The 17,662-nt window shown below is 43.8% G+C and carries 20 protein-coding genes and 1 pseudogene; 3 read left to right on the forward strand and 18 right to left on the reverse strand.

The window, feature by feature from the left end; genetic code table 11:
• Positions 1 to 63 precede the first annotated feature (63 nt).
• Positions 64 to 1,509 (reverse strand): aminoacyl-histidine dipeptidase, encoded by a 1,446-nt coding sequence (locus WMO28_RS09785; protein ID WP_349056841.1) that lies wholly within the window; start codon positions 1,507 to 1,509, stop codon positions 64 to 66.
• 82 nt (positions 1,510 to 1,591) lie between these two features.
• Between WMO28_RS09785 and WMO28_RS09790 the strand changes: the two genes are divergently transcribed.
• Complete coding sequence (locus WMO28_RS09790; protein ID WP_349056842.1) at positions 1,592 to 2,527, forward strand: hypothetical protein; 936 nt, start codon at positions 1,592 to 1,594, stop codon at positions 2,525 to 2,527.
• Here the strand turns inward: WMO28_RS09790 and WMO28_RS09795 are convergent.
• From WMO28_RS09795 to WMO28_RS09815, 5 genes and pseudogenes are all read right to left on the reverse strand, one after another.
• Positions 2,504 to 3,142, reverse strand: a complete 639-nt coding sequence (locus WMO28_RS09795) for an ATPase (protein ID WP_349056843.1) — start codon at positions 3,140 to 3,142, stop codon at positions 2,504 to 2,506. The genes WMO28_RS09790 and WMO28_RS09795 overlap by 24 nt on opposite strands.
• Positions 3,143 to 3,154: 12 nt before the next feature.
• Positions 3,155 to 3,649 carry a pantetheine-phosphate adenylyltransferase gene (gene coaD / locus WMO28_RS09800; protein ID WP_349056844.1) on the reverse strand — a complete coding sequence of 165 codons (495 nt, stop codon included), beginning with the start codon at positions 3,647 to 3,649 and terminating at the stop codon, positions 3,155 to 3,157.
• A gap of 15 nt (positions 3,650 to 3,664) precedes the next feature.
• The gene (gene rsmD, locus WMO28_RS09805) at positions 3,665 to 4,213 is read right to left on the reverse strand and encodes a 16S rRNA (guanine(966)-N(2))-methyltransferase RsmD (protein WP_349056845.1); all 549 of its coding nucleotides are present in this window, start codon (positions 4,211 to 4,213) and stop codon (positions 3,665 to 3,667) included.
• Entirely contained in the window at positions 4,210 to 4,605 is a 396-nt protein-coding gene (locus WMO28_RS09810) for a methylglyoxal synthase (RefSeq protein ID WP_349056846.1), read from the reverse strand. Before WMO28_RS09810 ends, rsmD begins: the two co-directional genes overlap by 4 nt.
• 176 nt (positions 4,606 to 4,781) lie before the next feature.
• Positions 4,782 to 5,423, reverse strand: a pseudogene (locus tag WMO28_RS09815) (DNA/RNA non-specific endonuclease); the annotation flags it as partial.
• 399 nt (positions 5,424 to 5,822) lie between these two features.
• Here WMO28_RS09815 and WMO28_RS09820 point away from each other — a divergent pair.
• A complete protein-coding gene (locus tag WMO28_RS09820) occupies positions 5,823 to 6,059 on the forward strand; it encodes an alpha/beta-type small acid-soluble spore protein (RefSeq protein ID WP_349056847.1) in 237 nt (78 codons plus the stop codon).
• Between the two features lie 122 nt (positions 6,060 to 6,181).
• On the opposite strand, the gene WMO28_RS09825 is transcribed toward WMO28_RS09820, so the two are convergent.
• The 5 genes from WMO28_RS09825 to WMO28_RS09845 all read right to left on the reverse strand — a co-directional run bounded on the left by WMO28_RS09825 (position 6,182) and on the right by WMO28_RS09845 (position 11,717).
• On the reverse strand, positions 6,182 to 6,805 hold the full coding sequence (locus WMO28_RS09825; RefSeq protein ID WP_349056848.1) for a GDSL-type esterase/lipase family protein: 624 nt from the start codon (positions 6,803 to 6,805) through the stop codon (positions 6,182 to 6,184).
• A gap of 157 nt (positions 6,806 to 6,962) precedes the next feature.
• Positions 6,963 to 7,523 (reverse strand): DUF6465 family protein, encoded by a 561-nt coding sequence (locus WMO28_RS09830; protein WP_349056849.1) that lies wholly within the window; start codon positions 7,521 to 7,523, stop codon positions 6,963 to 6,965.
• An 81-nt stretch (positions 7,524 to 7,604) separates the two neighbouring features.
• Complete coding sequence (gene recG / locus WMO28_RS09835; RefSeq protein WP_349056850.1) at positions 7,605 to 9,665, reverse strand: ATP-dependent DNA helicase RecG; 2,061 nt, start codon at positions 9,663 to 9,665, stop codon at positions 7,605 to 7,607.
• A 13-nt stretch (positions 9,666 to 9,678) separates the two neighbouring features.
• Positions 9,679 to 11,337, reverse strand: a complete 1,659-nt coding sequence (locus WMO28_RS09840) for a DAK2 domain-containing protein (RefSeq protein ID WP_349056880.1) — start codon at positions 11,335 to 11,337, stop codon at positions 9,679 to 9,681.
• A gap of 20 nt (positions 11,338 to 11,357) precedes the next feature.
• Positions 11,358 to 11,717: an Asp23/Gls24 family envelope stress response protein gene (locus tag WMO28_RS09845; RefSeq protein WP_349056851.1), complete on the reverse strand. Its 360-nt coding sequence runs from the start codon at positions 11,715 to 11,717 to the stop codon at positions 11,358 to 11,360.
• Between the two features lie 216 nt (positions 11,718 to 11,933).
• Here WMO28_RS09845 and rpmB point away from each other — a divergent pair, with 216 nt between their 5' ends.
• Positions 11,934 to 12,122 (forward strand): 50S ribosomal protein L28, encoded by a 189-nt coding sequence (gene rpmB / locus WMO28_RS09850; RefSeq protein ID WP_015524898.1) that lies wholly within the window; start codon positions 11,934 to 11,936, stop codon positions 12,120 to 12,122.
• Positions 12,123 to 12,245: 123 nt separating this feature from the next.
• Here the strand turns inward: rpmB and WMO28_RS09855 are convergent, their stop codons facing one another.
• The 7 genes from WMO28_RS09855 to WMO28_RS09885 form a co-directional block, all read right to left on the reverse strand.
• Positions 12,246 to 12,383, reverse strand: a complete 138-nt coding sequence (locus WMO28_RS09855) for a hypothetical protein (protein ID WP_349056852.1) — start codon at positions 12,381 to 12,383, stop codon at positions 12,246 to 12,248.
• Between the two features lie 55 nt (positions 12,384 to 12,438).
• On the reverse strand, positions 12,439 to 12,807 hold the full coding sequence (locus tag WMO28_RS09860) for a GerW family sporulation protein (RefSeq protein ID WP_349056853.1): 369 nt from the start codon (positions 12,805 to 12,807) through the stop codon (positions 12,439 to 12,441).
• Positions 12,791 to 13,870, reverse strand: coding sequence for a DUF2953 domain-containing protein (locus WMO28_RS09865; protein ID WP_349056855.1), 1,080 nt, complete (start codon positions 13,868 to 13,870; stop codon positions 12,791 to 12,793). The genes WMO28_RS09860 and WMO28_RS09865 overlap by 17 nt, the downstream gene beginning before the upstream one ends.
• 67 nt (positions 13,871 to 13,937) lie before the next feature.
• Positions 13,938 to 14,249, reverse strand: a complete 312-nt coding sequence (locus WMO28_RS09870; RefSeq protein ID WP_349056857.1) for a hypothetical protein — start codon at positions 14,247 to 14,249, stop codon at positions 13,938 to 13,940.
• Between the two features lie 68 nt (positions 14,250 to 14,317).
• Positions 14,318 to 14,773 (reverse strand): NUDIX hydrolase, encoded by a 456-nt coding sequence (locus WMO28_RS09875; RefSeq protein ID WP_349056858.1) that lies wholly within the window; start codon positions 14,771 to 14,773, stop codon positions 14,318 to 14,320.
• A gap of 108 nt (positions 14,774 to 14,881) precedes the next feature.
• Positions 14,882 to 16,375 (reverse strand): peptidoglycan D,D-transpeptidase FtsI family protein, encoded by a 1,494-nt coding sequence (locus tag WMO28_RS09880; RefSeq protein ID WP_349056859.1) that lies wholly within the window; start codon positions 16,373 to 16,375, stop codon positions 14,882 to 14,884.
• Positions 16,278 to 17,657 carry an FtsW/RodA/SpoVE family cell cycle protein gene (locus WMO28_RS09885; protein ID WP_349056861.1) on the reverse strand — a complete coding sequence of 460 codons (1,380 nt, stop codon included), beginning with the start codon at positions 17,655 to 17,657 and terminating at the stop codon, positions 16,278 to 16,280. The genes WMO28_RS09880 and WMO28_RS09885 overlap by 98 nt, the downstream gene beginning before the upstream one ends.
• Between the last annotated feature and the right edge of the window lie 5 nt (positions 17,658 to 17,662).

Below are 17,662 nucleotides of genomic sequence, written 5' to 3' on the forward strand. Positions count from 1 at the left end.
AAACGCTCCGAAGCAGATGCTTTTTCATCCACTTCGGAGCATTATAACCCTTAATCAAAAATATCAGTCTTTCAGATTTTCAAGAACTTTTACAAGATAATTCCATACTCTCTCTGTGGAAGCGATACTTAACACTTCCTCAGAAGTATGAATATCTTTCATATCCGGTCCCAGAGATACACAGTCAAGTCCTTCCATCTTCTTATAGAAGAGACCGCACTCAAGTCCTGCATGAATTGCAACAACCTCCGGCTTATGTCCATACATTTCTTCAAAGATCACAACCATCTTATCTCGCAGCGGAGACTCCTTGCGATATTCCCATGCCGGATATGCTCCCTGGATCTCATACTCGCCGCCAAGGAATTCGGTCAGATATTCAAGCTTGTCAGACAGGGCTTTGCATGCTGCGTCTACAGAGCTTCTTACGCTGGAGCTTGCAAAAAGCTCATCCTCATCCAGGTGGAGAATTCCGATATTGCTGGAGCTTTCCACAAGACCAGCGATGGTTCCACTCATCTTCTGAATACCAAACAGTATGTTCTGAAGATAGAATACGATTTTCTCCTGACTTGTAGGATGAAGTATCTGAGCACAAGCTGTTCCTTCTTCTGCCACTTCAATCGTGATGTTTTCGTCAGAGCCTGCATACTCTTCACGGAGCTGCTCCTGAAGCTCTTTCGCGTAAGCCTTTACTTCTTCTGCTGCATCTGTGAGAAATTCTACGGTACAGTCTCTTGTAATGGCATTATCCTTCTGTCCGCCTGCAAGGGAGATAATAGCATAATCTGCTTTTTTCTTAAGGCCATACAGGAAACGTCCCATAAGCTTATTGGCGTTGGCTCTGTTCTTATTGATCTCAGCTCCGGAATGTCCGCCCATAAGTCCGCAGATTCGAACCTGAACCTTATCGCCTTCTCCTTCCACGCGCTGAACCGGAATATGGCTGATTCCGGAAAGACCGCCTGCACAGCTGATCCACAGGCTTCCCTCAGCCTCTGAATCAAGATTGATGAATCTTCTTCCCTTCAGAGCACTGCAGTCAAGTCCTACCGCGCCAAGAAGTCCGATCTCCTCATCAACTGTAAAAAGTACTTCAAGCGGTGGATGAGGGATATCTGTGCTGTCAAGGAGCGCAAGACCATATGCAACAGCAATACCGTCGTCACCTCCAAGAGTGGTTCCGTTAGCAGTTACATAACCGTCTTTCACAGAAAGATTCAGTCCGTCCTTTGTAAAATCATGATATACATCCGGGCGCTTCTCACATACCATATCCATATGGCCCTGGACGATAACTGTCGGTGAATTCTCGTATCCAGGCGTTCCTGCCTTATAGATGATCACATTGTTCATCTCATCCTGCACATATTTAAGTCCGTGATCCTCTGCAAATTTCACAAGATAATCACTGATCTGTTTCGTATTTCCTGAGCCATGCGGGATTTTGCAGATCTCTTCAAAATAATGAAAAACTCTCTTTGGCTCACAATTCTCTAATACTGGCATAAATATCTGCCTCCTTCTACTTCTTAAATTCATTTATTCCTATAATAATCATATACTGTAAAAAAAGCAAGGTCAGGCTTTCATGAAACAAAAAATAATTTTATTCTTCTGCCTCTGCCTTATGATTTTTCTGCTTCTTCATCCCCAGGACGCACTGGCTGCCGCAAAAGACGGACTAAGTCTCTGGCTAAACGTTATGATCCCGACACTTCTGCCTTTTCTGATCCTTACAGGGATCCTATTAAAAACCGGCAACATACAAAAACTGCTGCGTCCACTGTCTCCCGCTGGAAAAATTCTCCTGGGACTGTCCCCGGCCGGACTCTATGTGCTGATCCTGGGGCTTCTATGCGGTTATCCTATGGGCGCCAAACTTGCACATGACCTTTACATAGAGCAGCAGATTTCCCGAAGAGAGGGAGAATATCTTCTCACCTTCTCCTGTAATGCAAGCCCTGCATTCATTCTCTCTTATTTATCCCGAGATTGTCTTGATGAGCGTATTCCCCCTGACAAAATCATAGGCCTTCTTCTTGCTGCCGATGTGTTCTGTATGCTTTTCTTTCGCTTTTTTGTATATCGCGGGCATACAGTTAATCCTGTCAAACCCAAAAAGAGAAAAAAAGAGACATCCCAGCAGGACTCCGCAGGAGCCATCCTGGATGTCTCGATCATGAACGGTTTCGAAACCATCACACGTCTCGGGGGCTATATTCTGATGTTCTCACTGATCTTCGCAGGCATCAGTTATTACTGGCCATTCAAGCCTCTGACCGGAATCCTGTTAACAGCCCCCATTGAATTAACAACAGGTCTGCACAGAATCGCTCTTACAGAGCTCCCGTGGAAAATACAGTACTGTTCCTCTATGATGCTGACAGCCTTCGGCGGTCTCTGCATCATGGCTCAGACCAAAAGTGTTCTGCAAAACAGCTTATCCCTGCTTCCCTACATTATTTCCAAATGTCTGAACGCTGCGGTGGTACTTCTGATCTTAGTTCTCTCCGATATCCTCTAACAGATCCTCATCTTCTTTTGTTACAGAGGAGCTGTCATCATCCTGGAATGTATTGGAAATTGCCGCTGCCTGTGCAGTCTGAGGAGCCAGCTCCTGACGGTTATGATTTACAACCTCAAGACAACTCTGCAGAGCATCGATAAATGCCTTATATTTACCGCCCGCATCTTCCAGTGTCTGATTCAGGACAGAACCGATATTAGCCATCATATCATCTGTATATGTGATCGCGCTGAGACGAATGCTGTTTGCATCCTGTGTTGCAGAATCAAGAATCTCCTGAGCCTGCTTGTTGGCAGCATTGATCGTCTCATTCGCCTGTGCATAGGCCTTCTGCATGATCTCATGCTGTGTAACCAGCTCCTGAGCCTTGGTCTGTGCATCTGCGATCAGACTGTCAGCCTTGGACTGTGCATCCTCAAGGATCGCATCCTTATTGCTAATGATCTTCTGATAACGTTTAATCTCATCCGGAGTTTTCAGACGAAGTTCACGTAAAAGCTCCTCGATCTCTTCCTTGTTCACTACAATCTTGGTAGTAGAAAGAGGCTGGAATTTACAGCTGTCTACATACTCTTCAATCTCCTGAATAATCTGTTCAATTCTGCTGCTCATAATACACTCTCCTTATTTCTCTGTTTCTCTTTTTTTCAATTTTTCTTCAACTGCTTCTATAATCTCACGCGGAGCAAATTTGCTCAAATCGCCTCCGAAATTAGCAACCTCTTTCATGATCGTGGAGCTCAAGTATGCATATTCCAGGCTTGTCGTGAGAAAAACAGTATCCACATCCGGCGCAAGAACACGGTTAGTCTGCGCCATCTGAAGCTCGTATTCAAAATCCGTGACAGCACGAAGTCCGCGAACAATCACCTGGGCATGATTCTCCCTGGCAAAGTTCACTGACAGACCTTCGAATGCTTTCACCTCCACATTCGGGATATCTTTTGTCGCCTTTGCTAGTATCTTAACACGTTCTTCCACAGAAAACAACGGACTTTTTGCAGAATTATTCAAAACTCCTACGACAACCCGGTCAAAAGAAACGCTTGCCCGTCTGATAACGTCAAGATGTCCATAAGTTGCCGGGTCAAAGCTTCCCGGGTATACTGCTGTTATCATATGTCTGTCTCTCTTTCATTTTTTTAAGAAAACATGCTTATTGGTCTTATATTCCTTGGAGCGAACCAGATGATAACCCATTTCTTCAACATAGGAAAAATCTGTGTGAAGCTCTTCCTCGATTATGATCAACGTATTCTCATCCGCCAGCGAACTGTCTAACAGATATTCAAGAACCGGTTGTTCCAGATTCTGTTCATACGGCGCATCCATAAAAATACAATCAAAAGTTTCTCCGCCTTCCAGAGAACGTAAAGCCTGCAGCACATCCATGTTCAGCAGTTTACCACCTTCTGCAAGTTTTGTAAATGAAAGATTTTCGCGGATACATGCACAGGCTTTGGGATTCTTCTCCACAAACACTGCATATTCGGCTCCGCGGCTCAGTGCCTCAATTCCAATGGCACCGCTTCCGGAAAACAGATCCAGGAACCTGCAGCCCGGTATTTCAGGCTGGAGAATGTTAAAAAGAGTTTCCTTAATACGGTCTGTTGTAGGTCTTGTATCATTTCCGGGAATAGTTTTTAAGTTTAATCTACGTGCTTTTCCTGCTATTACTCTCATTTCAGATTCAGTCTCCAATCCAGATCACCGCGGGCCAGTCCAAGTATCAGGAGCTCCGCAGTTGCTATATTCGTAGCGACCGGAATATTATACTGGTCGCAGCGTTTAACAATACTCATGATGTCCGGTTCTGCCGGGTCAATCATAACCGGATTATAAAACAGGATCACCATATCCAGATCCTGCCGCTCTACCATCTCCATAAACTGCTTGTCTCCGCCAATACTTCCGGCAAGAAATTTATGGACATGGAGGCTGGTCGCTTCCTCAATCCTTCTTCCTGTTGTTCCTGTTGCATATACTTCATGTTTGGCAAGGATATTCTTATATGCAATACAGAAATCTTCAATCAGAACTTTCTTACTGTTATGTGCAATAATTCCTAAATTCATAGTTCACCTCTCCATTCTGCCCTCGGGTATTTCCCTTTCTATCCTTGTAAATCATTAAAACCCAGTAACTCTGTATCTAATTTTAGCATATCGCCCAAAAAAGTGCAATTTAATTCATGTAAATTCATGAAAAATTAATATTTTCATAGTACTCCGATAGCCAATCATTCTTTCCAGCTGTTTCCTGTGCTGTAATCGATCCCGATTCCAGGTTGTACGTTGTATACAAAAACATGAAAAGAAATTTCGGAATCTTTCACAGATTCTGCTTCCATCTCCACACCTTTTGCAACCAGGTCATCTCCTTCAAAAACCGGTGTCACACGGTACATGCATGGATTCCCCGTGTTTCGCACATAATCAGCCACTTCATTTTCGAAGGGCAGCATACCTGTTACATTAAGGTACCTGGTTCCTGTAATTAAATTTTTTCTGTTTGCATTTTCCCCGGTAAGCTGATAACCGATCAGATGACAACGATTATAAAGATATCTGCCATCTACATTGTCATATTTCACCGTATGCCATCCCGTAGGCTTTACCATTCCGATTGCTCCACGCTCTTGTGTTGGCATCAGTTCCGTCGTGATCTTCGCTTCTGCATAGCCGCAACGTTCTAAGGAATCCAGCTCACTATAAAATTCATAGGCCGGACCATTCTTCTTTTCATCCGAAAACTCCGGAACATTTCCGTCAAGCTCCACATACGGATTTCCGCTGTATTTCGGTATCTGTGCCAGTGAAATCGTATCTTCGGAATTCTTCCAGGTATCAGAAATCGCATTCGAAACAGCTTCGACCGTATCTTCCCAGAGAATCGATGCATTCTCTTCTATATATGAAAAAAGTACCTCGCCAAAAATCTGTCCCTGTTCTTTCGCTTCCTTAATGCTGCGCGGTGGAATCCAGCCATTACTTAATGCAAGCACAACGCAGAGGACTATGGCTGTCAGAACTTTCTTCATAAGTTGTTTTTTCTTTTTTGTCTTTCGTCTGTAAGTCGGATAACGTTTCTTTTTCACAGGATCCCCCTTTGCGCTTTATGTCCGATATTCTATATGCTGTAAAAATCATTATAACGTTTGTCTTCAAAAAAGCAACCATACATTCGATTTTTTGTTATCCTGATTTCCTTTAACTGCCAGTGTATTATTTTCGTTTTTTCATATACTAGCACTGTAACATCAAACAAAACACAACTAAGGAGGAAATGAATTATGCCAAGTAACACTTCTTCTAACAAAGCAGTTGTACCGGAAGCAAAGGGCGCACTTGACCGTTTCAAATATGAGGTAGCAAACGAGCTGGGTGTTCCGCTTACAGACGGATACAACGGAAACCTGACTTCCAAACAGAACGGATCCGTAGGTGGCTATATGGTCAAAAAGATGATTGAAGCGCAGGAGCGCCAGATGTCCAGCGGTTCCGGTTCCCAGGGTGGCCAGCAGTATTAATCCATTTTAAGTAAATCCATTGCCATGCAAAGCTAATCAAAGCTTATGCAAAAAAAGATGCTGTCTGACAGTACTTATAAAGCTGCCGGACAACATCTTTTTTATTTCTGAAAAATATTTTTTTACAGCAGTTCCTGAATTTTCCGGTATACTACTTCCGCAAATTTCCTGTGACCTTCCGCATTTAAATGCTCCTGATCTGCCTCACAGCAATGCACATAAGAGGCTGCCGGCAAAAAACTGATCTGGCGTTCCTTCGCTATTTTTTCATAAACTCCCTGGAGATTTCTGGAAACAGCTACAGATTCCCTGGAAAATTTCTGGTCGTAGCCTTCCTGCCAGACTTTTTCTCCAAGATAGATTGGAGACATCAGAAGCACCTTCGCCTTTGGTGCATATTCCTGGATCTGATCCAGAAGTCTTATGATTCCTTTTCCGATCACATCTGCAGACGCACCAAAAACAGTTTTGCAGTCATTAGTTCCCAGCATCAGTGTTATGACATCAACCTGTGCATGTGTTTCCAGCAAAGTGGGAAGCAGTGCAGTGCCTCTTCTGCCATCCCGAAGCGGATCTTCAAAAACTGTTGTCCTTCCGCACAGACCTTCCTCGATCACTCTGCATTCATCTCTGTTCAGTTTTTTCTGAAGAAGGCTTGTCCAGCGCACTCCCCATGGAAGTCTTGTTTTGCTTTCTCCGTCATATCCCCATGTATTCGAATCCCCAAAGCACAATATCTGTTTCATATACTTTTATTCCTATCTGTTTTATATGTTTATTAGTTGATTGAATCATAACATGTATGGGCGTATTGGTCAAATACACAAAAGAAATAGCCTGCTATAGCTTAATACTATAGCAGGCTATTTCATATGCCGTCAGAAACGGATATAATTTTTTAGATTACAGTCCGATAAAGCCTGTAACCTCTCCATTGATCACATAATGAGCGCCATTATCTTCTGGTTTGATATAGATCTTGAGATCTTTAAGATCAGAAGCTTTTTTGCCCATATCATCTGTCCAGATCTTTTTGATTCTGTCAGCAACCTCAGATGTATGTATTTCTTTGCCCCAGTACTGAACATATACCTCTGTAGCTGGTTCAGCTTTCTTCGTAGCAGTTCTTCTGGTTGCAGTTGTCTTCGCTGTGGTTGTTTTTGCTGTGGTTTTTTTAGCAGCCGTTTTTCTTGCTGTGGTTTTCTTAGCTGTTGTCTTCTTTGCCGGTTCTTCTGCCTTGGCAGCTGCCGGTTTCTCTTCAACAGGTTTCACCTCTGCGTTCTTGGTCTCTACTGGTTTCTCAGCTGCTTTTGTCTCTAAAGAAGCTTTTGCATCGTCTGTCTTCGGTGTCTCAGCCTTAACGGCTTTCTCTTCGGATGCGGTTACTACAGATTTTGCAGGAGTCTCGCTTACTGAAGCCGTTTTTACAGTTGTCTTGGTTGCAGCTTTCTTTGTTCTAGCCATTTGATAGCCTCCTTACAAGGGATTTTGTTAATCTTTTCTCATGCAATGATACTACGATTTGAAAATTTTGTAAAGAAAAAATTATATACCCAGATTCTCCAGATCTTCGCTCATGTATCCCATCAGGCGTTCTTTCAGAGCCTCATGCTGCGGCAGACGGAGATCAAAATCCAGTGCCAGGATCTCTCCTGCTGCCTCACTGGCATTCTTGAGAATCCCCGCATCATTGTAAATATCACCGATCTTAAATTCCATAAGTCCGCTCTGGCGGATGCCAAAAAGATCTCCCGGACCACGAAGCTTCAGATCCTCTCCTGCAATATAAAATCCGTCATTGGACTCGTTAAGGATCTTCAGACGCTTTGAGGTATCTTCCTCATTGTTTCCCTGAATAAAAATGCAGTATGACTGATGCTCTCCACGGCCGACCCGTCCTCTGAGCTGATGCAGCTGTGCAAGCCCGAACCGTTCTGCATTTTCCACCATCATAACTGTTGCATTGGGCACGTTCACACCAACTTCCACTACCGTTGTAGACACCAGAACCTGAATCTCACCGGAAGCAAATGCTTCCATGATCTTATTCTTTTCTTTTGGCTTCATTTTTCCATGAAGAATATCCACCCGGATCTCTCCCGGCAGCACTTCCTTAAGCTTTCTCGCATAATCTGTTACATTTTCTGCATCCAGGCCTTCACTTTCCTCAACCATCGGGCAGATCACATAAGCCTGTCTTCCCATCTGTACCTGTTTCTCAATAAAAGAATAGGCTTTTGGACGATAAGAGGTTCCCACCACACAATTCTTAATAGGAAGTCTTTTGGCAGGAAGCTCATCAATAATGGAAATATCCAGATCTCCGTATAAAATAATCGCCAGTGTCCTTGGAATCGGAGTTGCACTCATAACAAGAACATGCGGCGGATTTCCTCTGGTCGTCAGCGCTTCTCTCTGGCGCACTCCGAAACGATGCTGCTCATCCGTAATTACAAGTCCGAGACTTTTATATTCAACTTTTTCCTGAATAAGGGCATGTGTTCCGATGATAACGTTTACCTCGCCGGATGCGATCTTCGCATAAATTTCCCGTTTCTGCTTCGCTGTAGTGGATCCTGTCAGCAAAACCGGATGGCAGGAAGTAATATTCTGTTCTTCCATCAGTTTTAAAAATCCCTCATAATGCTGATTCGCCAGAACCTCCGTCGGTACCATCAGGGCACTCTGGAATCCATTCTCGGCAGAAAGCACCATAGTCAGAAATGCGATGACTGTTTTTCCGCTTCCAACATCTCCCTGTACAAGTCTGGACATCAGTTTATGCCCGCTTAAGTCTCTCTCGATCTCATGCCATACATTTTTCTGGGCATTTGTCAGCTCATAGGGAAGGCCTTCGATGATCTCCTCAGTCGTCCACACCGGCTTCATGGAAAAAGTATTCGGCGCCTCTTCTGTCTTTTCCTTAAGAAGCTGTACTGCCAGCACAAATAGCAGAAACTCGTCAAAGACCAGACGTTTTCTTGCAGTAAGCAGTTCCTGCATGTTTTTGGGAAAATGTATCGTACGCACTGCATAATTGTCATCTGCAAGTTGATACCTCTCTCTTATTTCTTCCGGAAGATATTCCCCGTGAAGCGGCCTTGTATCTAATACCTGATGAACCAGCTTTGTGATCGCTTTGTTGGAAAGGCCTTTGGTCAGCCCATATACCGGTTGCATACTGTGAACAATCTCTTCATACGCTGCCGGAGTAAAGATCTCCGGATGCTCCATCTGCAGACGGCCTTTTTTCCGGGAGAGCTTTCCCCTGAAAATAAATACGCTGCCTTTTTTCAGTGTTCCGCGAAGATAAGGTGCATTGAACCATGCAACGGGAAGACGTCCACTGGAATCAGCTACTGTGGTCGTCAGAACCTGTAGATTCCGTACCTGATTAATATAAATGCTGCTTGTTACAGTTGCCCTTATGGAAATTGTCTTATCTTCCTGGGCTGAGGCGATCTCCACAGGCTCTTCGTATACATCATAAGTACGGGGATAATAACGGAGAAGCTCCTCCGTAGTCGTAATACCGATCTTCTGGAAAAGCTTCTCTGTCTTATCACCCACGCCTTTTAATTCACGTAAAGGTGTTTTATCATTCATTTTTTTGTGCTCTTTATTCTACAGAAATCAGATAATAGTAGATCGGCTGTCCACCCTGGTTCAGCTCAACCTCGCAATCCGGATACTTCTCAGTCAGAGCATCGGAAAGTGCTTCCGCATCCTCCTCCGTTACATCCTCACCATAATAGATACTGATGATCTCAGACTCCTCATCAACCATATCCTCTACCATAGCCTCTGCAACCTGAAGACGCTCTTTTCCTACTGCAAGAATACCGGCATCACCGATTCCCATAATATCTCCCTCATGGATCTCTTTATCGTCAATGCGGGTATCGCGTACTGCATAAGTCACCTGACCGGTCTTAACTCTGGAGATCGCATCTGTCATAGAAGCAAGATTCTCCTCACCGTTCTTCTCCGGAACAAAGCTGATCATTGCAGAAATTCCCTGCGGGATCGTCTTGGTCGGTACTACAATGATCTCCTTATCCTCTGTGAGATCTCTGGCCTGGTTCGCTGCAAGGATAATATTTTTATTATTCGGGAAAATATAAATTGTTTTTGCATTTACTTTCTCGATAGCATTGAGCATATCTTCAGTACTCGGATTCATGGTCTGACCGCCCTCGATCAGATAATCCACGCCAAGCTCGCGGAAGATCTCGGAAAGTCCGACTCCTACAGATACGGAAATAAATCCATAATCCTTCGGTGGCTCTTTCGCATTCTCAGCCTGCTCCTTCGCAAGTTTCTCAGCATCCTTGATAAGCTTCTCCTGATGCTCCTCACGCATATTGTCAATCTTCATACGGGAAAGCTGTCCGTATGTGAGTGCGCGCTCAAAAGCCTGTCCCGGATGGTTGGTGTGTACATGCACTTTTACGATCTCATCGTCTGCTACAAGTACAATGGAATCACCGATGGAATCCAGGAATTCACGGAAACGGTTGACTTCCTCCTGCGGAAGCGGTTTCTCCAGGAGAATGATAAACTCTGTGCAATATCCGAATTTAATATCCGCCTCAGCCTGCGGGGAAATCTTTGTAATCTTCGGCGCGGCAGATGCTTCAAACTGGGAATAATCTACTTCTTTACCATGAAAACCGTCAATAGCGCCGCGGAAAACCTCCAGAAGTCCCTGACCACCGGAATCCACAACACCGGCTTCTTTCAGTACAGGAAGCATCTCCGGTGTTCTGGCAAGAGTCTCCTCAGCATGTTTGAAAATACCATCAAAAAACTCTTCCAGATCTGCTGCCTCGCCAGCAAGCTCATTAGCCTTGTCTGCTGCTGCTCTGGCAACAGTAAGGATGGTTCCTTCTTTTGGTTTCATTACAGCTTTATACGCTGTCTCAACACCACGTTCCATAGCTGCGGCAATCGCCGGTGCATCCAGATCTGACAGTTTACGAACTCCCCGTGTAAATCCACGCAGAAGCTGTGACAGGATAACACCTGAGTTACCTCTGGCACCACGAAGGGAACCGGAAGAAATCGCTTTCGCCAGTGTCTCCATATCCGGATCAGCAAGAGCTCCTACCTCAGAAGCGGCAGACATGATGGTAAGCGTCATGTTCGTTCCCGTATCCCCGTCAGGTACGGGAAACACATTCAGTTCATTGATCCATTCTTTCTTCGCTTCCAGGTTCTTGGCTCCGGCCAGAAACATCCTGGAAAGTATTTTAGCATCTATGGTTTTGTTATTCACCACAAGTTCCTCCTCTAAAACTAATCTATAGCGCGTACGCCCTCAACCATAATGTTGATCTTCTCGATCTCCATTCCTGTAAAGGCTTCGACTTTATATTTCACATTGTTGACAAGATTGTCTGCAATCGTGCTGATATTCACGCCATATGCTACAATGACATGGAAATTCAGTCGGATCTTATTATCATCGGTGATCTTGACACTGATTCCATGTTTCAGGCTGTCAATACGCAAAAGCTTGACCAGTCCGTCCTTCATACTGATAGCTGCCATTCCTATAATACCAAAGCACTCTACTGCCACACTGCCGGCATAGGTTGCAATGACATCCGTATCAATTACGATCTGACCCAATCCGGAATTTATACGTCCATTCATATGGTTACCTCCAATGTTTCATTTTGTATATAAAAATATTATACCCTTTTTTTGTTAATTACGCAATGATAGAGTTCAACTTGTTTCAGCGTTTCTTCCACTCTTTGTCGTAAAACCATGTTATATAAGGAATTTTTCATAAATTTTCTTTTTTTGCTTGCAAAAGATCAATTCTTCTGTTAGAATGGTGAATGTTGATAAAAGGAGGTGCTATTCATGGCTAAATGTGCAATCTGCGATAAAGGAGCTCATTTCGGAAACAATGTGAGTCATTCCCATAGAAGATCCAACAAAATGTGGAAATCCAACGTTAAATCCGTCAGAGTAAAAACAACTGCCGGCGGAGCAAAGAAAATGTATGTATGTACTTCTTGTTTAAGATCCGGAAAAGTTGAAAGAGCATAAGTAGTATCGTATGCCCCCGTATAGTGCGGGGGCTGTTTTTTTGCATTTTTTATTTTTCTGAAACATTGTGGAATAATTTTTCGTAAAAAAAGCGGAAAACCTGCTCTCCCGCAAGCTCTCCGCCTATCTGCAAAACATATGGTATCCACACAGCAGGCACGCTACCGCTATGCCGATCACGATCAGATTCTCTGTGATCAGAATTCCCAGAACCATTCCCACACCGATAAAGAACAGCATAAATCCTGCCAGTCTTCCCATGCTCTTCTGCCTGCCACTGCATTCTTATTACAGTATATGCAAAAAAGCAGCTAAATCATTCCACAGTCTCCTCATCAGAATCACTGTTTCCTCCCGGTGCAAAACGGTTCACAAAATCCGGAACCATGTCCAGAACCTTGGTAAGACCATCCTGATTCTTCACATTTACAAGCTTGGTCGTTCCATTCTGGATCACAAGCACTGCACACGGAGACATCTTACCTGCAAGACCGCCGCCTCCGTTATTTTTCTTATCTCCCTCAAAAGCTCCGGCACCGACACCGAAAGATACATCTACCAGAGGAAGAATAATGGTATCCCCCACATGGATCGCATCACCAACAACTGTTTTGGCTGACACAAATCCGTCCATTCCTTTAAATAATGAATTCACGGTATCCTTGAAATTATTCTCTTTCTCCATGATTTACCTCCTTATGTCTCCATCGGTGGATGACGTATTTGATATTTTTATTAAAATAAAGTTCTGCTGCCATCTTCAGAAGTATAACTCCATAAATCCGGCCTTTCAGCATAACCTCTCCTTCCAGTACATTCTCGCCGTCAAAGAGAGGATTAACTGCTATTGCATTTTTATGGAAAGGAATCGTCATACCCATAACCGCCAGCACAGTTCCTGTTATTGCAGGATCTTCACTTCCGAACGTGATCTTACCGGTAAGCCTGGTTGGCAGAATATGATGCAAAAGCTTCTTTGCATCTTTCCATACAAAAAAGATTGCCTCCCTGGTGCGAGGATGATCAATAAATTCTTTATACCAATTTATCTTACCACAGAATTTTTTGATTGTTAACCGGATATTCTGAATTTTTTCGAATATTCGGGACGGTATTCCCAAAGCCTTCCTGATCACAGTACCAAAACCTGAAACTGCTTTTTTTATTCTTCCCGCTATTTCAAAAATTAAGCTTATAAACCGGTTCTCTTTCTGATTCTCCAGATCAGAATCTGAAATGTTTTCATCCATTTTCTCAGTCTGCACTGTTTTCTGAACATACGGTTTCTGAACTTCTGTTCTGTTATCATCTTCTGACTTGGATATATCGAATGTTATATTTTTTTCCGGCTCTGTATCCTTCTGCGAATCTCGAGATATTCCTTTTGGCTTATCAGTCTCATCTATGATCCGTACCGATGGCTTCTGACTCTCTTCTTTCTTATTTTTTTGTTTCTTATTCCCGGATCGGGATCTCTTTTTTTCTGATTCCCCGGTTGTGAAAGAATGTGGCTTTTTCTTCTTTCTGTGAAACAGCTTTTTTATCCTGGAAAAGGAAATCCCCAGAATATAAAATTCAAACTCCGGAGTTCCATTTCGAAAAAAAGCCTTCACAGCAATCCCGTGAAAAAGCCAGCTGACTTCACCGAAAGCCTCAATCTCTTTAATTCCCACTGCCCGTTCTTTCTCCGCTCTGGCTCTGTACCTCACAGGACAGAACAAAAGCAGCAGCAGAACCAGAAAGATCAAGCCTGCAATTATCCCCAGAAGAATCAGTATAAATTTTATTATCAGCCATAATATATGCAACATCTGTTCACCTGTTCTCCAGATATTCTCTTATTTTTAAATTGCCTGTCTCTCTGTAGACCTGCTCAATGATATCCTGCACCATCTGGACAGCCCCGTCCTTTCCCTTTGCAATTCCTACAATCGGAGGGCAGATTGCTCTGGCTCCCCGCTGCGTCAGGACTGCCGTGGAAAGAATCTCCAGAATGTTTCCGGGATTATCGGACAATGTGACTACATAAATCCCCGGAACATATTTCCCGACAATGATCCTCGCCCTGGTTCTTCCGGGATCTTTTATCGTTTCATCAACATAATAATTCCGTATCCATTTCAGCATTCTGCAGTCACCTCCCGTCCAGTTAATGTCAAACAGGGCTGCGTACTAAACACAGCCCTGTTCGGTTCCTAAAAATACTTCTGCTGTTTCGCCCAGATACCCTCACTTCGCATCTCCAGATATTCCTGATACGCCTGTTCCACGATATGCTTCTCGTTGGAAAAACGAAGAAGATGATAGATCTCGTGAAACTTGTAATATCCGGAATCTACGAAATATTCCTCTCGCTGGGGTTTGCTATGATAATTATCAGCTATCATGAGGTACCAGTGTACCTCTTTCATTACCACATCCTCCGGAACAGTAAAATTATACTGACTCTTGCCGATATACTTCACAATAGAAGCTCTCACACCAGCTTCTTCTCTTACTTCACGTAAAGCAGTCTGTTCAAAAGTCTCGCCTTTTTCTACGGTTCCTTTGGGAAGCACCCATCCTTCATAACGGTTCCTGTAGGATTTATACAATGCCAGGATCTTACCCCGATGAATTACCACACCGCCACAGCTTGTTGCTTCTATCATATTGCAATCCTCCTGTAATGCGTGTGTCTTTTGCACTGACTACAGTATACCTCTTTTGGGGCTTATAGGCAAGGGTAAAGAGCTATATACTATCGCAAATTTCCAAACTTAATCAAAATAATATGCATCAAATACATCTGCCGCAACAGGTACTGCTGCCTCACTTCCTGTTCCGCCGTTTTCTACAATCACTGCAATTGCAATATCCGGATCATCCACATTGGAATATCCTACAAACCAGGAATGGCTCGAGCCATTTTCGTCAAACTCCGCAGAACCGGTTTTTCCGGCTACTGTATATCCACGGCCATTCAGAGCAGATGCAGTACCATTCTCTACTACATTTTTCATCAGCTTTCCGAGAATATTTGCCTCATTGCTGGTCATCAGACGTTTATACTCGGATTTCTCCGTTTCGCTGACTGTATCGCCGGAGTTATTTACGATCTTATCAATCATAGTCGGTTTCATCAGTACACCATCATTGGCGATCGCACTGGTGATCAACGCCATGTGCATAGGAGAAACCAGTGTGTTTCCCTGTCCAATAGAAGTCTGCATTACCAACGGGTTAGGTGAATTCTTATCCAGGCTGAAACGGCTGGTCTTGTAGGAATTCAAAGGCAGCGCTTTATTAAAAAGCAGATCCTCTGCTGTACTTCTGAGAGAATCACCTCCAAGGCTCAGTCCCATATCAGCAAATGCACAGTTACAGGAATGTGCAAATGCAGAGTAGAAATCCTCCTGACCATGAACCGTGCCATTATAACACTGAATCGTATGGTCATCCACCGTGATACTTCCCTGACAGAGATAAGAATATCCCTCCAGAGATCCTTTCTGTCGGAAATAATCCAGCGCCGTTACGATCTTAAATGTAGATCCGGGAGGATAAGCACCATTCGTTGCACGGTTCAGAAGACTACTGTTATTCTCATCATTAATAAGGGAATCCCAGTTCTCAGCAATGGTATTCGGGTCAAAATCCGGCTTACTTACCATCGCCAGAATCCTTCCTGTGGAAGGCTCTATCACAACAACCGCTCCCCTTCTGTCACCAAGAGAATTATAAGCTGTCGTCTGAAGATCCGCACTCAGACTGGATATTACCGTATCTCCCTGATTTTTTTTGCCAAGAAATTCATTCTTCATCTGCTCCAGGAAAAAGGAATGAGACGTCAGAAGCTGAAAATTCGCTTCCGACTCCAGTCCACTCTTTCCATTAGTATCATAACCCACGGCATGAGCAAAAATATTGGCATACGGATAAGATCTCTGCTCCGTACCGTCCTCAGACACATTGGTCTGTGCCAGGATCTCTCCATCAGAAGACTGAATACTTCCACGAACAACACGGTCCGAAAAAGTGTCCTGTCTGGTATTGTACGGGCTGTTGATAAAATCATCACTTTTTACTGCATCAAAATAAATAAGATAACCGATCAGACTGACAAAAATCAGTATAAAGAAAGCGGATACAAATGTATACGGTCGGTTCCTGCGTCTACGGTGTCTGGCGACTTCCCGGTCTCGCAGACGCTGTTCTCTTTCCTCTTCTTTCAAACGTTTCTTTTCGCTGCGTCTCAATATCTTCGTCCTCATCTTCCCTCAGAATATACAGTCCCTGAATAATAGCAAGCATCAGGATGGTACACATGACAGAGCTTCCTCCATAACTCACAAGCGGAAGGGTAACACCTGTCATAGGAATAAACTTCGTTGCACCGCCAATTGTCAGGAATACCTGAAAAGCATATTCTGTTCCAAGCCCCAGTGCAATCAGCTTATAAAACGGGTTACGGATTTTCAGCGCAATGGTAACGATCATCAGGAAAAAGCTGGTACATACCAGAATCAGGCAAATTGCAAAAATACCGCCCAGTTCCTCACAGATTGCGCTGAAAATAAAGTCATTCTTTACAACCGGAATCTTTTCCGGTGAGCCCTGGCAAAGTCCCATTCCAAACCAGCCTCCGGTTCCGATTGCAAACAGTGACTGCACAATCTGATAACCTTCATTCTGGTAAACGGCCATAGGATCTCTCCAGGCACTGACTCTCTGACGCACATGCCCGAAAAGATGATACGCGATCACTGCTCCAACACATCCGCCGCCAAGTCCCAGCAACATATATCCGGGATTCCTGGTTGCCACATAGATCAACACAAGATATGTGACAAAAAAGATCACCGCGCTTCCAAGGTCTCTGGAAAGAACCAGGATACCCACATGAAGCGCTGCAACAACTGTTGCCAGTACAACCTTACGGAAATCTACTCTTCCGCAGAGAATGGATGCCATAAAAAATACAAACGTGATCTTGATCACCTCAGAGGGCTGAATTCCCATCAAGGAAAGTTTCGCGCCATAACTTGTTCTGGCCAGAACAAGAACTGCTGCCAGAAGCACGATACCGATTCCCGCATAGACCCATGTAAGATCCTTGAGAAATTTCATCTTCCTTATCATAACCGGGATTACCAGCGCCACTGCGCTTCCCACTGCCACGATCAGAAGCTGCTTATTGGCAGATGGAAGTGACAATCGGCACAGCATGATGAATCCCACGCTCAGAAGCATGCACATGTTATTCAGAAGCAGAAGTGAAGCTTCTTTATAAATGATCCTGTATAAGATCTGGATCGCCGCAAAAAAGATCATCATCTCTATATAGAACAGGATGACCTTAAAATCCATGCTCTTTAAACAGATCACAAGAAATGCTGTGAAATCGATAAAAAAGATCATGGTCAGCTGCTGATGAAGCAGCTCATTTTTTTCCTCCTCATCCTGTCTCCACACCATGTAAAAGCAGTGAAAGGTGTAGACGATCATCAACGTGAGGATCACATACTTAGATAATTCTGTAATTACATTAATCATACACT

The sequence above is a fragment of the Blautia aquisgranensis genome (assembly GCF_040096615.1).
GTDB classification, from domain to species: Bacteria; Bacillota; Clostridia; order Lachnospirales; family Lachnospiraceae; genus Blautia_A; species Blautia_A aquisgranensis.

What these genes read in the sequence shown, in the direction of transcription:
- WMO28_RS09785 (WP_349056841.1), bottom strand. Translation starts at nt 1,509, where the DNA reads ATGCCAGTATTAGAGAATTGTGAGCCAAAGAGAGTTTTTCATTATTTT.
- WMO28_RS09790 (WP_349056842.1), top strand. Translation starts at nt 1,592, where the DNA reads ATGAAACAAAAAATAATTTTATTCTTCTGCCTCTGCCTTATGATTTTT.
- WMO28_RS09795 (WP_349056843.1), bottom strand. Translation starts at nt 3,142, where the DNA reads ATGAGCAGCAGAATTGAACAGATTATTCAGGAGATTGAAGAGTATGTA.
- coaD (WP_349056844.1), bottom strand. Translation starts at nt 3,649, where the DNA reads ATGATAACAGCAGTATACCCGGGAAGCTTTGACCCGGCAACTTATGGA.
- rsmD (WP_349056845.1), bottom strand. Translation starts at nt 4,213, where the DNA reads ATGAGAGTAATAGCAGGAAAAGCACGTAGATTAAACTTAAAAACTATT.
- WMO28_RS09810 (WP_349056846.1), bottom strand. Translation starts at nt 4,605, where the DNA reads ATGAATTTAGGAATTATTGCACATAACAGTAAGAAAGTTCTGATTGAA.
- WMO28_RS09820 (WP_349056847.1), top strand. Translation starts at nt 5,823, where the DNA reads ATGCCAAGTAACACTTCTTCTAACAAAGCAGTTGTACCGGAAGCAAAG.
- WMO28_RS09825 (WP_349056848.1), bottom strand. Translation starts at nt 6,805, where the DNA reads ATGAAACAGATATTGTGCTTTGGGGATTCGAATACATGGGGATATGAC.
- WMO28_RS09830 (WP_349056849.1), bottom strand. Translation starts at nt 7,523, where the DNA reads ATGGCTAGAACAAAGAAAGCTGCAACCAAGACAACTGTAAAAACGGCT.
- recG (WP_349056850.1), bottom strand. Translation starts at nt 9,665, where the DNA reads ATGAATGATAAAACACCTTTACGTGAATTAAAAGGCGTGGGTGATAAG.
- WMO28_RS09845 (WP_349056851.1), bottom strand. Translation starts at nt 11,717, where the DNA reads ATGAATGGACGTATAAATTCCGGATTGGGTCAGATCGTAATTGATACG.
- rpmB (WP_015524898.1), top strand. Translation starts at nt 11,934, where the DNA reads ATGGCTAAATGTGCAATCTGCGATAAAGGAGCTCATTTCGGAAACAAT.
- WMO28_RS09855 (WP_349056852.1), bottom strand. Translation starts at nt 12,383, where the DNA reads ATGGGAAGACTGGCAGGATTTATGCTGTTCTTTATCGGTGTGGGAATG.
- WMO28_RS09860 (WP_349056853.1), bottom strand. Translation starts at nt 12,807, where the DNA reads ATGGAGAAAGAGAATAATTTCAAGGATACCGTGAATTCATTATTTAAA.
- WMO28_RS09870 (WP_349056857.1), bottom strand. Translation starts at nt 14,249, where the DNA reads ATGCTGAAATGGATACGGAATTATTATGTTGATGAAACGATAAAAGAT.
- WMO28_RS09875 (WP_349056858.1), bottom strand. Translation starts at nt 14,773, where the DNA reads ATGATAGAAGCAACAAGCTGTGGCGGTGTGGTAATTCATCGGGGTAAG.
- WMO28_RS09880 (WP_349056859.1), bottom strand. Translation starts at nt 16,375, where the DNA reads ATGAGGACGAAGATATTGAGACGCAGCGAAAAGAAACGTTTGAAAGAA.
- WMO28_RS09885 (WP_349056861.1), bottom strand. Translation starts at nt 17,657, where the DNA reads ATGATTAATGTAATTACAGAATTATCTAAGTATGTGATCCTCACGTTG.